The sequence below is a fragment of the Salinivibrio sp. SS2 genome, from assembly GCF_001722075.1.
Taxonomy (GTDB): domain Bacteria; phylum Pseudomonadota; class Gammaproteobacteria; order Enterobacterales; family Vibrionaceae; genus Salinivibrio; species Salinivibrio proteolyticus.
Genome location: NZ_MEBP01000136.1, coordinates 1 through 14,596 on the forward strand (window position 1 = coordinate 1; position 14,596 = coordinate 14,596).

Annotated in this window: 14 protein-coding genes; 1 reads left to right on the forward strand and 13 read right to left on the reverse strand. The window is 51.8% G+C overall.

Annotated elements, in window-relative coordinates; genetic code table 11:
• Window positions 1–226: 226 nt before the first annotated feature.
• The 5 genes from csrA to BGK46_RS16375 all read right to left on the reverse strand — a co-directional run bounded on the left by csrA (window position 227) and on the right by BGK46_RS16375 (window position 5,708).
• A complete protein-coding gene (gene csrA, locus BGK46_RS16355; protein ID WP_069591103.1) occupies window positions 227–424 on the reverse strand; it encodes a carbon storage regulator CsrA in 198 nt (65 codons plus the stop codon).
• A 443-nt stretch (window positions 425–867) separates the two neighbouring features.
• Window positions 868–3,450, reverse strand: coding sequence for an alanine--tRNA ligase (alaS, locus tag BGK46_RS16360; RefSeq protein WP_069591105.1), 2,583 nt, complete (start codon window positions 3,448–3,450; stop codon window positions 868–870).
• 146 nt (window positions 3,451–3,596) lie between these two features.
• Window positions 3,597–4,046 (reverse strand): regulatory protein RecX, encoded by a 450-nt coding sequence (locus tag BGK46_RS16365; RefSeq protein ID WP_240531929.1) that lies wholly within the window; start codon window positions 4,044–4,046, stop codon window positions 3,597–3,599.
• Window positions 4,046–5,092, reverse strand: a complete 1,047-nt coding sequence (gene recA / locus BGK46_RS16370; RefSeq protein ID WP_069591106.1) for a recombinase RecA — start codon at window positions 5,090–5,092, stop codon at window positions 4,046–4,048. The genes BGK46_RS16365 and recA overlap by 1 nt, the downstream gene beginning before the upstream one ends.
• 133 nt (window positions 5,093–5,225) lie before the next feature.
• The gene (locus tag BGK46_RS16375; protein ID WP_069591108.1) at window positions 5,226–5,708 is read right to left on the reverse strand and encodes a CinA family protein; all 483 of its coding nucleotides are present in this window, start codon (window positions 5,706–5,708) and stop codon (window positions 5,226–5,228) included.
• A gap of 141 nt (window positions 5,709–5,849) precedes the next feature.
• On the opposite strand from BGK46_RS16375, the gene mutS reads away from it, so the two are divergent.
• Window positions 5,850–8,396: a DNA mismatch repair protein MutS gene (gene mutS, locus BGK46_RS16380; RefSeq protein WP_175418673.1), complete on the forward strand. Its 2,547-nt coding sequence runs from the start codon at window positions 5,850–5,852 to the stop codon at window positions 8,394–8,396.
• A 68-nt stretch (window positions 8,397–8,464) separates the two neighbouring features.
• On the opposite strand, the gene rpoS is transcribed toward mutS, so the two are convergent.
• The 8 genes from rpoS to ftsB all read right to left on the reverse strand — a co-directional run bounded on the left by rpoS (window position 8,465) and on the right by ftsB (window position 14,425).
• Window positions 8,465–9,439: an RNA polymerase sigma factor RpoS gene (gene rpoS, locus BGK46_RS16385; RefSeq protein ID WP_069591112.1), complete on the reverse strand. Its 975-nt coding sequence runs from the start codon at window positions 9,437–9,439 to the stop codon at window positions 8,465–8,467.
• 97 nt (window positions 9,440–9,536) lie between these two features.
• A complete protein-coding gene (nlpD, locus tag BGK46_RS16390; RefSeq protein ID WP_069591114.1) occupies window positions 9,537–10,442 on the reverse strand; it encodes a murein hydrolase activator NlpD in 906 nt (301 codons plus the stop codon).
• Window positions 10,443–10,475: 33 nt separating this feature from the next.
• Entirely contained in the window at window positions 10,476–11,096 is a 621-nt protein-coding gene (locus tag BGK46_RS16395; RefSeq protein WP_069591116.1) for a protein-L-isoaspartate(D-aspartate) O-methyltransferase, read from the reverse strand.
• 78 nt (window positions 11,097–11,174) lie between these two features.
• Window positions 11,175–11,912, reverse strand: coding sequence for a 5'/3'-nucleotidase SurE (surE, locus tag BGK46_RS16400; protein WP_069591117.1), 738 nt, complete (start codon window positions 11,910–11,912; stop codon window positions 11,175–11,177).
• Entirely contained in the window at window positions 11,893–12,930 is a 1,038-nt protein-coding gene (gene truD / locus BGK46_RS16405; protein ID WP_069591119.1) for a tRNA pseudouridine(13) synthase TruD, read from the reverse strand. The genes surE and truD overlap by 20 nt, the downstream gene beginning before the upstream one ends.
• The gene (gene ispF / locus BGK46_RS16410; protein WP_069591121.1) at window positions 12,927–13,406 is read right to left on the reverse strand and encodes a 2-C-methyl-D-erythritol 2,4-cyclodiphosphate synthase; all 480 of its coding nucleotides are present in this window, start codon (window positions 13,404–13,406) and stop codon (window positions 12,927–12,929) included. The genes truD and ispF overlap by 4 nt, the downstream gene beginning before the upstream one ends.
• Window positions 13,406–14,104 (reverse strand): 2-C-methyl-D-erythritol 4-phosphate cytidylyltransferase, encoded by a 699-nt coding sequence (gene ispD / locus BGK46_RS16415; protein WP_069591123.1) that lies wholly within the window; start codon window positions 14,102–14,104, stop codon window positions 13,406–13,408. Before ispD ends, ispF begins: the two co-directional genes overlap by 1 nt.
• 42 nt (window positions 14,105–14,146) lie before the next feature.
• Window positions 14,147–14,425 carry a cell division protein FtsB gene (gene ftsB, locus BGK46_RS16420; RefSeq protein WP_069591125.1) on the reverse strand — a complete coding sequence of 93 codons (279 nt, stop codon included), beginning with the start codon at window positions 14,423–14,425 and terminating at the stop codon, window positions 14,147–14,149.
• Window positions 14,426–14,596: the final 171 nt, after the last annotated feature.

Sequence of the window (14,596 nt, forward strand, 5' to 3'; positions counted from 1 at the left end):
CATCCTCGCTCTTACCCTCCTACAAGCCGAATAAGGTTACTTGCGTTGTGTGCCTCTAACTTCCTATCGCTTCCTTCAGACCCTGCCGTTGGCCAGCAACGCCCTTGCGAGTCGGATTATCTTCCCCTCAGTCGGGGCGATTCAGGTTTCTTTCAACCTGACGGGTTTGCCAGCTTCGCTGGGCAAACAAAAAAGGCCGACCTAGGTCGACCTTTTCTGCACTCAATTAGTAGTCGTTCTGACCACCGGCTGGGGTGCCTTTCTCTGCTTGTATACGCATGTAAATTTCTTCACGGTGTACAGAAACTTCTTTTGGTGCGTTCACACCGATGCGAACTTGGTTACCTTTCACACCCAAGACGGTGACGGTGACTTCATCACCAATCATCAAAGTTTCGCCAACACGGCGAGTCAAAATCAGCATTCTTCTACTCCTTGAGTATCAATCTTTTACTTATTCAATCAGTGTCTGAGCCAGATAACCCGCCTGCGTACCGGCCCGCTATCTGTGATCGTATGACCATTTCCCTGCTCGTGATGCTAATGCGACGGTTAAATAAACGCCGCAACACACACTATGGCTGAATTATCAGGCCATATCCAGAAAAGGGCAGAGAAATTTACTGTTTTATCATCATGCCGTTAGCAATGTTAGCGCTTGACCTGAGATAACAGTGTAAGAGAAATCTGTGTTGCACTGGTTGGCAAGGACGTAAAACCTAAGCCATATCACGTCTTCTCGCCAGCGCATTGCCTAAGGCGTTGCACTATACAGAATCAAAAAAAAAGTGCAATTATTAATCTAGATCACAAAAAAGGGTCGCCCATGGCGACCCTCTTGACTTTAATACTTAGCTGTGAACTCGATTAAAGGCGCTCTGCTAGCCATGCATCGACAGATTGAATCGCTTGCGGTAATGCAGCCACATCACTGCCGCCCGCTTGCGCCATATCTGGGCGACCACCACCTTTGCCGCCGACTTGTTGCGCGACAAGGTTGACTAACTCACCGGCTTTGACTTTGCCAGTCAGATCTTTGGTCACACCGGCAATCAGACCGACTTTACCATCGGCAACGTTACCGAGCAGGACAATCCCGCTACCCATCTGGTTTTTCAAGTCGTCAACCATGCTACGTAGCGCTTTGTTATCTGCGCCATCGAGCTGGCTCACAAGCACTTTAACACCGTTAAGTTCTCGGACTTGATTGATAAGCCCTGCACTCTCCTGCGCCGCCAGCTTTTGCTTAAGCTGCTGAATTTGCTTCTCAAGCGCCTTGGCTTTGCCGTGTGCATCGTCAAGCTTGGCTTCATAGTCAGCTTGTTGCTGATACACACGCTCAATCGCATCTTGTCCGGTGATCGCCTCAATGCGGCGTATACCCGCAGCAATGCCACCCTCAGAGGTGATCTTAAACAGGCCAATATCACCGGTACGGTTTGCGTGCGTCCCGCCACACAGCTCGATGGAGAAGTCACCCATGGTCAGTACGCGTACTTTGTCGTCGTACTTTTCGCCAAACAGGGCCATCGCCCCTTTTTGTTTGGCCGCATCGATATCCATCACATCAGTTTGCACGCTGTGGTTGGCGCGGATTTGCTCATTGACGATTCGCTCAACCGCTTTTAATTCGTCGTGACTGACCGCTTCTAGGTGCGAGAAGTCAAAACGCAATCCGTCTGGGCGCACCAACGAGCCTTTCTGTGCCACATGCTCACCTAAGACTTGACGCAGGGCTGCGTGAAGTAAGTGAGTGGCAGAGTGATTAAGTGCAATGGCTTGACGACGCGCGGCATCAACCTGCGCCTTCGCAGTGCTACCGACAAGCAGTTGCCCTTCTACTAAACTGCCGTAGTGCGCAATGGCCTGACCGACTTTTTGCGTATCTGTCACTGCAAAGCGGCCTTGCTCGGTAATCAGCACACCTGCGTCACCACATTGACCACCCGCTTCGGCATAGAAAGGGGTATGGTCGAGAATCACAACCGCGTGATCACCCGATGCGAGCGTCTCAACAGAGGCACCATCGACAAAAATCTCGGTAATGCTTCCTTCGCCCTCTGTGCCGGTGTAACCGCAGAAGTCTGAACCATGATCCACTTTGATGGCTTGGTTGTAATCAGTACCGAACTGACCCGCTTCGCGCGCACGTTGACGCTGTGCTTCCATCGCCGCTTCAAACCCGTCTTCATCGATGCGATAGCCGCGCTCACGGGCAACATCGTTGGTTAAATCAGCCGGGAAGCCATAGGTATCGTAAAGCTTGAAGACGGTTTCGCCGTCCAGCACATCGCCTTGCACTTTATCCAAGGCTTCTTCCAGCATGACCATGCCACGCTCAAGAGTGCGACCGAAGTTTTCTTCTTCGATTTTAAGCACTTTTTCGACCATGGTTTGCTGCTCACGCAGCGCGTCGCCAGCCGTGCCCATAATCGCCGCCAAAGGACCAACGAGCTTGTAGAAAAAGGCACCTTTCGCACCCAGTTTATTGCCATGGCGCACCGCACGACGAATGATACGACGTAGCACGTAGCCGCGGCCTTCATTGGATGGCATCACGCCATCAACAATCAGGTACGCGCACGAACGGATGTGGTCTGCCACCACACGCAGCGATTGGTTACCCAAATCGTCGACGCCAATGTTTTCAGCCACTTGCTTGATCAGTTGCTGGAACACGTCAATTTCGTAGTTGGAATGAACGTTTTGCTTGATGGCTGCAATACGCTCGATCCCCATGCCGGTATCAACCGATGGCTTCGGCAAGTTTTCCATGGTGCCGTCAGCTTGACGGTTAAACTGCATGAAAACGATATTCCAGATCTCGATAAAACGGTCACCGTCTTCTTCTGGAGATCCTGGAGGTCCACCCCAAATATGGTCACCATGGTCGTAGAAAATTTCAGAGCATGGGCCGCAGGGTCCAGTGTCACCCATTTGCCAGAAGTTATCTGACTCGTAAGGCTTACCGCCCTCTTTATCACCAATGCGCACGATACGATCAGCCGGTACACCGATAGTGTTGTGCCAGATATCGAAAGCTTCATCGTCGGTTTTATAAACTGTGACTAGTAGCTTTTCAGTCGGCAGGCCAATCGTTTCGGTCAGAAATTCCCACGCGTACTGAATCGCGTCTTGCTTGAAGTAATCGCCGAAGCTGAAATTACCTAGCATTTCAAAGAAGGTGTGGTGACGTGCTGTGAAGCCGACATTTTCTAAGTCGTTGTGCTTACCGCCCGCTCGTACACAACGCTGCGCGGAAGTGGCGCGTGAGTAGTCACGTTTTTCGATCCCTAAAAAGGTATCTTTAAACTGGTTCATACCTGCGTTGGTGAACAAAAGCGTTGGATCATTGGCAGGCACGAGCGATGAGCTGGGCACAATCTGATGCCCTTTGCTTTCAAAGAACTTGAGAAACGCGGTGCGGATCTCATCAGTGCTCATATACATTGGCTAATCCTGATAATCGAGTGTTGCGTTAGCAACCGGTCGTAGTAATGACGCGATGGTAACATAATTTTATTTGCGCCATTGTAAACAACCGATCGCGTACGGAAAAGAGACAGTGCAGGATTCAGCGATAATTGATGAGGAATTTAGTCGTTGGAGAGCGCGTATTGGATTTGATCGAAGTTAAAGCCCCGCGATTGCAAAAAGCGCATCCGCTTGGCTTTGAGTTTTTGATCCGCGGGTGGGATCACGCCGTCAATATCAGCATATTTGCGCTGTGCGGTTTCTTTTGCCAAGGCAAACCAATCAATCTCAGCTGCTTGCTCTGCTTGAGAAAGTAACTCGCTATCGACCCCTTTACGCTTGGCATCTTGGCAGATGCGCAACCAGCCATGTTGTTTGCTGATCCCTTGGCGTAATAGGCTCGCTGCAAAACGGGCATCATCTAACCAACCCCGCTCTAAGCAAGTTGCCAAGGTGCTTTCAATCGTTTCGCTATCAAAGTCACGCTGCTCAAGCTTTTGACGCAACTCTTGTACAGAATGATCGCGGCGGGCTAATAAGCCCACCGCAATCTCTTGGCACGATGACGACATTACAAATCGTCTTCTGTTTCTGCCTGCGCGTCAGCTTCTACCACTTCGTTATTCAATGCGGTTTGCAACAGCATTTCACGCAATGTGGTATCGAGCTCTTTCGCAATATGTGGGTTCTCTTTGAGGTACTTACAGGCGTTAGCTTTACCTTGGCCAATTTTATCGCCTTTGTAGCTGTACCACGCACCCGCTTTCTCGACCAGCTTGTGCTTGACCCCGAGATCAATCAGTTCGCCATGCAGGTTAATGCCTTGGCCATAAAGAATTTGGAATTCAGCTTGCTTAAAGGGCGCCGCGACTTTGTTTTTCACCACTTTCACACGGGTGTCGTTACCGACCACTTCGTCGCCTTCTTTGATCGCACCAATACGACGAATATCCAAGCGCACCGACGCATAGAATTTCAGTGCGTTACCACCCGTGGTGGTTTCGGGGTTACCGAACATCACACCAATCTTCATCCGGATTTGGTTGATGAATACCATCAAGGTGTTGCTGTTTTTGATGTTGGCGGTCAATTTACGCATCGCTTGTGACAGCATGCGTGCCTGAAGGCCCATGTGAGAATCACCCATCTCACCTTCAATTTCCGCTTTTGGTGTCAACGCCGCTACCGAGTCAATCACGATCATATCGACAGCACCGGAGCGGGTCAGTGCATCCGCAATTTCTAGCGCTTGCTCACCTGTGTCTGGCTGTGACACCAAAAGGTTATCAATATCGACACCTAACTTACGGGCGTAAACAGGGTCTAGTGCGTGCTCGGCATCGATAAACGCACAGGTTTTGCCCATTTTTTGGGCTTCGGCAATCGCTTGTAGGGTCAGGGTTGTTTTACCCGATGATTCCGGACCATAAATTTCAACAATACGGCCAAATGGCAATCCTCCCGCCCCTAGCGCAATATCCAGAGACAATGAGCCGGTCGATACGGTTTCGATGTCCATGGTGCGGTCATCGCCAAGGCGCATAATAGAGCCTTTACCAAATTGCTTTTCGATTTGTCCAAGCGCAGCGGCAAGCGCCTTTTCTTTGTTATCGTCCATTTCAGTCTCCAAGAAATAAAACTCAATCTATGCGACGAGAAAGCTGTCGTTAATGCGGTCAAGTATACTGTCCATTTATACAGTGTCTAGAGCTGATCAGAAAAAATCTGATGTGTCCCACAACCCAAACACGTCACTGTAGCCGATTTAAAACATGACCAAGTGCGTGCGCAATGGTTTGCTCGCGCACTTGACGGCGGTGGCCATCAAAGTGACAGACTTCGGTCTCGGTTTCATCCTCTCGCCATGCCCACGCAAACCAGACGGTGCCGACTGGTTTTTCTTCACTCCCTCCTGATGGCCCGGCCACGCCGCTAACGGCAATCGCAACATCTGCGTTTGCATGCTCACGCGCGCCCTCAGCCATTGCCGTCACCACAGGTTCACTCACTGCGCCATACTGCTCGAGCGCCATATCAGGTACCTTCACCAAACGCTGCTTCGCGTCATTGCTGTAAGTCACGAAGGCTTGATGGAACCATTGTGAACTACCCGCAACATCCGTCAGGCAATAGGCGATTCCCCCACCCGTGCATGACTCAGCGGTGGTGATGGTCAATTGTGCATCAGCCAGTACATCACCTAGCTGCTTTGCCAGTGAATATAAGTGGTCCACGCGTTTCTCCTTTTTCATGGCACCGAAATCCACATGACGTGGCTTTACCCTGTGCCCCGACATCACGTATTCTAAGCGGCCTTAACGTTCCATTTTGCAGGTCTAGTCGTGACAGTACAAGCGCTCGAAAAACACACGCCCATGATGCAACAGTATCTCAAGTTAAAAGCTCAGCACCCTGAGGAGCTGCTCTTTTACCGTATGGGAGATTTTTACGAACTCTTTTACGACGACGCTAAACGCGCCTCACAATTGCTTGATATCTCTCTGACCAAGCGCGGTAGCTCAAATGGCGAGCCCATCCCAATGGCAGGCGTGCCTTACCATGCGGTAGAAGGATACCTTGCCAAGCTTGTCCAATTGGGCGAACCCGTTGCCATTTGCGAGCAGATTGGCGATCCGGCCACCAGCAAAGGCCCAGTCGAGCGCCAAGTTGTGCGTATTGTCACACCCGGCACCGTCTCTGATGAGGCATTACTGAGCGAACGAGTGGATAATTTAGTGGCCGCCATCATCGCCGATGATACTGGCTTCGGCTTTGCCACCTTAGATATTACGTCCGGCCGTTTTGTGCTGAGTGAGCCACAAACGTTAGAACAAATGCAGGCAGAGCTGCAGCGTACCCAACCGGCCGAACTGCTCTATCCTGAGGATTTTGCCTACCCCGACCTGCTTTCGGTAAGCAAAGGCGCCCGCCGTCGTCCGATTTGGGAGTTTGACCTCGATACGGCCCGTAGCCAGTTGACCGCCCAGTTTGGCACCCGAGACCTTATTGGTTTTGGCGTGGAAGACTGTGCGCGCGGGCTCAGTGCCGCAGGCTGTTTGTTGCAATACGCCAAAGATACCCAGCGCACCGCCCTGCCTCATATTCGGGCGATCATCAAAGAGCAACAAGATAGCGCGGTGGTGCTAGATGCTGCGACACGCCGCAACCTTGAGATCACACAAAACCTTGCTGGCGGCCATGACAATACCTTGGCCGACGTGCTGGATCGTACCACTACCCCGATGGGAAGCCGCTTGCTTAAGCGTTGGCTACATCAACCGCTCCGCGACCGAAGGGTACTCAATCAACGATTGGATGCGATAGAGACATTGCTTGATACTGGGCTTTATGGCGATCTCGCCGCCGAGCTCAAACCCGTTGGCGATATCGAGCGCGTGTTGGCACGCTTGGCGATGCGCTCTGCTCGTCCACGCGATATGGCCCGCCTACGGACTGCGCTTGCACAGCTGCCGGCGATTCAGTCACAGCTCAGTGAATTGAATCACCCCGCGTTTGCACACTATGCCAAAGCAACTCAGCCTATGCCTGAGCTTACAGATTTGCTGACGCGGGCAATTGTCGATAACCCGCCGGTAGTGATCCGTGATGGTGGAGTCATTGCCCCCGGCTATCACGCGGAACTCGATGAATGGCGTGAGCTGTCTGACGGCGCATCGCGCTACCTTGAGGAGCTAGAACAGCGCGAGCGTGACAAGTACGGCATTGATACTTTAAAGGTCGGCTACAACCAAGTGCATGGCTTTTATATCCAGATTAGCCGCGCACAAAGCGATCGCGTCCCTGCGCATTACATTCGCCGTCAAACGCTTAAAAACGCGGAGCGCTATATCATTGCCGAGCTCAAAGAGCATGAAGACAAGGTGCTAAGCTCCAAGTCTACGGCTTTGGCGCTGGAAAAACGGTTGTGGGAAGAGCTGTTTGATTTATTGCTTCCTCACCTTGCTCAATTGCAGGGTGCGGCTGAAGCGTTATCCGCCCTCGATGTGCTGTGTAATCTCGCCGAGCGCGCTGACACGCTTAATTATCACCGCCCTCAGCTCAGTGACCAAGCTGGTGTGGAGATTGAAGCAGGTCGCCATCCGGTCGTCGAACAAGTGATGACAGACCCCTTCATTCCGAACCCTATCTCACTGAGCCCTGAACGGCGTATGCTGATCATTACCGGCCCTAATATGGGGGGTAAGTCGACCTACATGCGTCAAACCGCGCTGATTGCTTTGTTGGCCCATATTGGTGCGTATGTGCCTGCCGACAGTGCCGTCATTGGACCGGTCGATCGCATTTTCACCCGTATTGGTGCGTCTGACGATCTTGCCTCAGGACGCTCCACTTTTATGGTAGAAATGACAGAAACGGCCAATATTTTGCACAATGCAACCGCACATAGTTTAGTCTTGATGGATGAAATTGGCCGTGGCACCAGTACCTATGATGGCTTATCACTGGCATGGGCCAGTGCTGAATGGCTGGCCGAGAAGATTCAAGCTATGACTTTGTTTGCCACTCATTATTTTGAGCTCACAGAACTACCGGGGCAAATGGACGGCTTGGTGAATGTCCACCTGGACGCGGTGGAGCATGGTGATGAGATTGCCTTTATGCACGCCGTACAAGAAGGCGCGGCGAGTAAATCTTACGGGCTAGCGGTGGCAGGATTAGCTGGCGTCCCTAAACCGGTGATCCGCCGAGCCAAGCATAAATTGGCGCAGTTAGAACAAAGTGGCCAACAAAAAGTCACTGGCGACACATCTCACAATCAGGCCGTGCCAACACAGCTCCCTTTGCTTCCTGAACCCAGTGAGCTCGATCAGGCCGTTGATGCGCTCAACCCCGATGAGATGACACCTCGTCAAGCGCTTGATGCACTCTATGCACTCAAAGCCCTCCAACAGTCTCGCTAATCATCCCATAACGCATTAAAAAGGACGGCGCCTTGGCCGTCCTTTTTTGCTTATAGTGATTGGAGCTGTTATTGCTCGACATTAAACAAAGACTCAATACTCAGTCCTTGCTGGGTCAACATGTCGCGTAGGCGACGCAATCCTTCAACTTGAATTTGACGCACGCGCTCACGGGTTAGACCGATTTCTCGCCCCACGTCTTCAAGCGTGGAGGCTTCGTGGCCAAGAAGGCCAAAGCGACGCGCCAACACTTCACGTTGTTTGGGGTTCAGCTCTTGTAGCCATTGCACGATCGACTTTTTCATATCGTCGTCTTGGGTGGTGTGCTCTGGACCATCTTGTTTTTCATCGGCGATGATATCCAGCAGCGCTTTTTCTGAATCCCCACCAATTGGGTTATCCACCGAGCCAATGCGTTCGTTCAAACGCAGCATGCGATTGACGTCTTCAACCGGTTTATCGAGTTGGGCGGCAATGTCTTCGGCAGTCGGTTCATGGTCCAGTTTTTGTGCCAGTTCACGCGCCGTACGCAGGTAGACATTCAGCTCTTTCACCACGTGAATCGGCAAGCGAATGGTACGCGTCTGGTTCATGATGGCACGCTCAATGGTTTGGCGAATCCACCATGTGGCGTAGGTAGAGAATCGGAAGCCTCGCTCTGGATCGAACTTTTCAACGGCGCGAATCAGACCTAAATTGCCTTCTTCGACCAGATCCAATAGCGCAAGACCTCGGTTAGAGTAGCGTCGAGAAATTTTCACCACCAAACGGAGGTTACTCTCGATCATGCGTTTACGTGCCACTTCGTCACCACGTAGGGCACGACGCGCATACAACACTTCTTCCTCGGCGGTCAGCAGGGGTGAAAAACCAATTTCACTCAAGTAGAGTTGTGTGGCATCTAGGGCTTTGGATGTCGCAGCGTGCTGTTGTACAGCCTCTTCAACCTCTTCGGCAACCTCTTCAACTTGCGCATCCAAGGTCTCGAAATCCACGTCTTGATCCAAGCCGTCCAGTTTTTTCGCGGTGTTAGTTTGGCTCATAGCGCCTCCCTTATGGCGTAGCAGCTAAGCAGAGCGCATCTCTGCTTTCACCGGCCCCGTCACACTGGTGGCTTGACGATCTCACGCTTTTGTAGCGCTATCGCTTAGGCAAGTAATGCAACGGATTGACCGATTTTCCTTTGTAGCGAATCTCAAAATGCAACCGAACACTGTTTGTACCTGTACTGCCCATTGAAGCTATTTTCTGCCCCTTTTTGACAGACTGGCCTTCTGAAACCAAGAACCTGTCATTATGTGCATACGCACTCAGGTAATCATCATTGTGTTTCACTATTATTAATTTGCCGTAACCTCGAAGCGCGCTTCCGGCGTATACGACTTTTCCGTCTGCCGCTGCCTGAATGCTTTGTCCTCGTTGTCCAGCAATATCTATGCCTTTATTGCCTCGTTCAGTGCTAGAAAATCGCGACACCATTCGGCCGTTGGTTGGCCACTGCCAGCTTATCTGTTGGTTAGATACGCTCGCCGTCCGCTTGTTGTTAACAGCTTGTTTACTTTTTTGTTTAGTTTGACTGTACCCTGTGGCTGATTGGGCTTCAACTGCTTTTTGTTGCGAAACCGCCGTTTTCGCCTTCTTTTCTTGACCGAATTTACCATTTTCGGTGCTTTTACTAGAAGATACTGCTACCGCCGCAGCTTTTGCAGCTGAACTTGTGGCAGAGGCCACATTTGTTGCCCCTGAGGTGGACTTTGCCACATCAGGACGCTGATACGCAGGCTTCCACAACGCTAAGGTTTGACCCGGATAAATGGTGTAAGGCGGTTGAAGGTTGTTATGTTTGATGATGTCGTCAATATCACGATCGGTGATGTAGGCGATATAGTAGAGCGTATCGCCTTTCTTCACTTCGTAGTAGCTACCGCGGTAGCTACCTCTGTCGACACTGGAGTAGTCAGGCGTCACACTAGATACGGGTGCCGGGCCATGCCAAGCACACCCAGAAAGTATGACTACTGATAAAAGAAAAAACGCGATTTTCATCTGTTTTTAGTTTCTACTCCATAGACAGCGTAGTTAGGCCAGTTCGCCGGCAACAAGGGGCACAAAACGCACCGATTCAATCGTTTCGGTCAGAAACTCTTCGCCCTGTCTTGTCACCTTGATTAGCGTTTGTTGGTGCTCTCCAACGGGAATTAACATCACACCGCCTTCTGTCAATTGTTGGCATAATGCATCTGGAATACGCTCTGCCGCCGCGGTGACGATAATCCCATCATAAGGACCTTTCGCCGGCCAGCCTTGCCAACCATCACCGTGCTTGGTGGCCACATTATAAATGTCGAGCTGCTTGAGGCGTCGCTTGGCGAGCATTTGCAGCTGCTTAATCCGTTCAACGGAATAAACCTGATCCACCAGCTGAGCAAGTATTGCTGTTTGATAGCCAGAGCCGGTTCCTATTTCCAAAATGCGACTGTCGCGTCGCAAATTGAGCAATGTTGTCATCTTAGCCACAATATAAGGTTGTGAGATAGTTTGTCCCCACCCAATCGGTAACGCATTGTTTCCGTATGCTTGGTGAGTCATGGCTTCAGAGACAAACAGATGCCGGGGCACTGCTTGCATTGCATCTAGAACGCTTTGGTTATCAATACCTTGTTGCTGCAAAAATTGAATAAGTGATTGCGCTTGACTCAACGTCTGCTTCCTTTATCACTGAGTATTAATCGAACGAGATAGGCTGGCGCGTTAACTTCGCCAGCCTGTTTTCAGTAGTTATTCCGCTAACCACTGAGAAAACGCTCCGAGCGTGTCGTGAGCGGTAAGATCCACCTGAAGCGGCGTAATAGAAACGTATTGCTCCGCTATGGCGTGAAAATCCGTGCCCGGTCCAGCATCTTGCGTTTTTCCGGGCGCCCCGATCCAGTATATGGGTTTCCCACGCGGATCGCCTTGTTTTATCACGTCTTCGGCATGGTGACGGGCACCAAGACGGGTCACCTTCCATCCTTTTAACGCTTCAATCGCCACATCCGGCACATTGATATTAATCAGACGGTGACTGGGGGCGGCATGGCGCTGGTTTTTAGCCAAAAACTGCTTAATCACATGGGCGGCGGTGTCAAAATGCTGATGACCACATAGTGAAACCGCGATCGCAGGGGCACCGAGAAAGAACCCTTCCGTGGCCGCGGCAACGGTGCCGGAGTAAAGCACATCATCGCCCAAGTTTGCACCGTGGTTAATGCCGGTGATCACGAAGTCAGGTTGCCACGGAACCAATTGGTTCAACGCTAAATGGACCGAGTCAGTGGGTGTACCTTGCACCGCAAAACGCCCAGGACCGAGTTCACGAACCCGCAGCGGATTCTCAAGCGTTAATGAGTTCGACGCGCCCGAACAATTTCGATCCGGCGCAGCGACCACCACCTCGGCAATCTCACTCAGAGCGTGAGTGAGCGTTTGGATCCCTTGCGCGTGGTAGCCATCGTCATTACTGATCAGTATGCGCATCCTGCTCTCCTTGTTCTTGTGGGCTAATCAGCTCGCGCATCACTGTGGTGGCGAAAGCGCCGGCAGGCAGAGAAAAACGCACACACAAGCTGTCTGCATCCAGCTCCCACGTCATATTTTTCGGCAACAAGCGGATCTCTCGGCGGTCATGGCGCATGCGGTTATTGCGGATCACGGCGAGCAGATCCGGCTCTTTATCGAGAACCGCCTGCTCAAACTGCTGCGCACTGTCTGTGGTGGGAAGTGCGTTGTCACCGGTCAGAGGGGCGGTAATACGCATCCCTTCAACGCCGGCTTGGTTGCAGGCGACGAGTTGGTCGGCATCGTCAACGCACAGATCACCCGCCAGTGTTTGGCTAAAACAGCCTGCCTCGAGGCGTGCTGAAACCACGTGATTAAACAGCAATGAACGCGCCGCAGAGAGGTAAAAACTGCGCTTACTTTTATCTTTCACTTTGCGCTCACCGCGTCCCCATGCTCGCGCTGCGTCAAGGTTGTTCCCTTCTCGGCCGAACCGCTGCTCACCAAAGTAATTAGGGACGCCTTGGGTTGCAATGGCCTCTAAGCGCGGCACCAATGCACTCGGATTGGCTAGAGCGCGGATCTGCAGCACAAAATCATTCCCGATAAGATCACCCGGCCGCAGTTTTTGATGGTGGCGAGCGGTCGCTTCAATGCTCAGTACGCCAGGATGCGTGGCGACAAACTCGTTTAAATCAGGATCGGCTTTGCCCGGTAATTGTACGCTGAACCACTGCTCGGTCACCGCGTGCCTATCTTTCAGGCCCGCCCAACTCACTTGTCGTGATGACACACCGCATGCTTTAGCCAGCTCATTGGCCACATAGCGCGTATTCTCGCCACGCTTTTTGATTCGCACTAGAAAGTGTTCACCGGCTCCCGACGGGGTAAAACCGAGGGTTTCCGAGACGTAAAAGTCGTCTGGCGAGTGTTTGATTTGGCCGGATTGAGTCGGCTGGCCATGCATATAAGCCAGGGGAGCAAGTACGTCTGTCATAGCGTCTCTTTTGTTAGTAGCACAACGGCTTCACAAGCAATGCCCTCTTTACGCCCGGTAAAACCGAGTCGCTCTGAGGTGGTTGCTTTTACATTAATGGCATCGATGGGGGCCTTTAGATCGTCAGCAATCGCCGCACACATGGCGGGAATATGCGGGCCCATCTTTGGCGCTTGGGCGATGATAGTGATATCTGCATTACCCAAACGATAACCTTTTTCTTGTACTTTGCGGTAAACGTCGCGCAGCAACATACGACTGTCCGCGCCTTTCCACTCATCACTGGTATCTGGGAAATGCTGGCCAATGTCACCGGCCGCAATCGCGCCCAACAATGCATCACACAGGGCGTGAAGTGCCACATCACCGTCCGAGTGCGCAAGCAACCCTTGTTCATAAGGCACAGCAACACCACCAATGATCACCGGGCCATCACCACCAAATTTGTGTACATCAAACCCATGTCCAATTCGCATCATGATTTGCCTTCTTGTTGCGATAAGTAAAACTCGGCCAGCACCCTATCTTCAGGATGCGTCACTTTAATATTACTGGCACTGGCAGGAACTAATAGCGGGTGGCCACCCGCCGCCTCAATCGCCGACGCGTCATCAGTCACCTGATCACCTGCGCTTGCCAATGCCACTTTTAAGTGCAGGGTGGGAAACATTTGTGGCGTCAAGGCATGCCACAGTGCCTGTCTGTCGACAGTCTGTGCAATACAGCCATCCGGCTGTGCCCGCTTCATAGTGTCGCGAACCGGAGCAGCTAAGATCGCGCCGTCAGAATGGCTTTGGGCTGCGTGAATCAAGGCATCAATGTCTTTGTGAGTGACGCAGGGGCGTGCTGCATCATGCACCATCACCCAACGGGTCTGTACTGCCTCAAGCCCTGCCTGTACCGATTGCGCCCGCGTCGCACCGCCTGTGACGACGGTAATATCCGGATTGTCGCCCAGTCCGGTCTCAGCGAAATAGCCATCGTTCTCACCGATCGCGATAATCACGCGGTCAATCGCAACATGACTCAGCAAGCGTTCAACGGTGTGGGTGATTAACGGCTTACCTGAAAGGTGTAAATACTGCTTTGGACAGTCTGCCTGCATGCGACTGCCTACGCCAGCGGCGAGCACCACCGCTGTAATTCCTGATTGCAAAGAGGCTTTTTCTACCACGCGTTTTCTCTTTGATTAGTCCGCGATCGTGCGGATGATGGGTTATCGCGTTGCGTCGACTAAACGAAAAAAGGTTTCGTCAGGTTTAATCATGCCCAACTCATTACGGGCGCGCTCTTCAATCGCTTCTTGTCCACGTTTGAGATCCGCGATTTCGGCATACATTTGTTGGTTGCGCTTCACCAGCTTTTGGTTCGCTTGTTGTTGCACCACGACGTTTGCCTGAGTGTGCCAATAATCCATAACGCCATTCTTGCCCAGCCACAATTCATATTGCAGCCACGCCAGAGTGATAAATAGCGCAACAGATAGCAGTCTCATGGTTTCACTCCTTAGGTGTTCAGTGGGCCAGCAACGTCAATTATGCTAACCGCATAGGCTAGCGGATCAGACCGCCGGTGTCATGGTTTTCTGTTTATCTGGCGCGTGAAGATGCGCTCAAACGCACCTCTTATCCATTCATACGCCCTTGAATACATCGAGTAGGGTGAG

Bases quoted from the DNA above. Each gene is read 5' to 3' on its own strand.
- nlpD (WP_069591114.1), bottom strand. From the start codon at position 10,442: ATGAAAATCGCGTTTTTTCTTTTATCAGTAGTCATACTTTCTGGGTGT.
- csrA (WP_069591103.1), bottom strand. From the start codon at position 424: ATGCTGATTTTGACTCGCCGTGTTGGCGAAACTTTGATGATTGGTGAT.
- BGK46_RS16365 (WP_240531929.1), bottom strand. From the start codon at position 4,046: ATGTCGTCATCGTGCCAAGAGATTGCGGTGGGCTTATTAGCCCGCCGC.
- rpoS (WP_069591112.1), bottom strand. From the start codon at position 9,439: ATGAGCCAAACTAACACCGCGAAAAAACTGGACGGCTTGGATCAAGAC.
- recA (WP_069591106.1), bottom strand. From the start codon at position 5,092: ATGGACGATAACAAAGAAAAGGCGCTTGCCGCTGCGCTTGGACAAATC.
- alaS (WP_069591105.1), bottom strand. From the start codon at position 3,450: ATGTATATGAGCACTGATGAGATCCGCACCGCGTTTCTCAAGTTCTTT.
- truD (WP_069591119.1), bottom strand. From the start codon at position 12,930: ATGACAGACGTACTTGCTCCCCTGGCTTATATGCATGGCCAGCCGACT.
- ispF (WP_069591121.1), bottom strand. From the start codon at position 13,406: ATGCGAATTGGACATGGGTTTGATGTACACAAATTTGGTGGTGATGGC.
- ftsB (WP_069591125.1), bottom strand. From the start codon at position 14,425: ATGAGACTGCTATCTGTTGCGCTATTTATCACTCTGGCGTGGCTGCAA.
- mutS (WP_175418673.1), top strand. From the start codon at position 5,850: ATGATGCAACAGTATCTCAAGTTAAAAGCTCAGCACCCTGAGGAGCTG.
- surE (WP_069591117.1), bottom strand. From the start codon at position 11,912: ATGCGCATACTGATCAGTAATGACGATGGCTACCACGCGCAAGGGATC.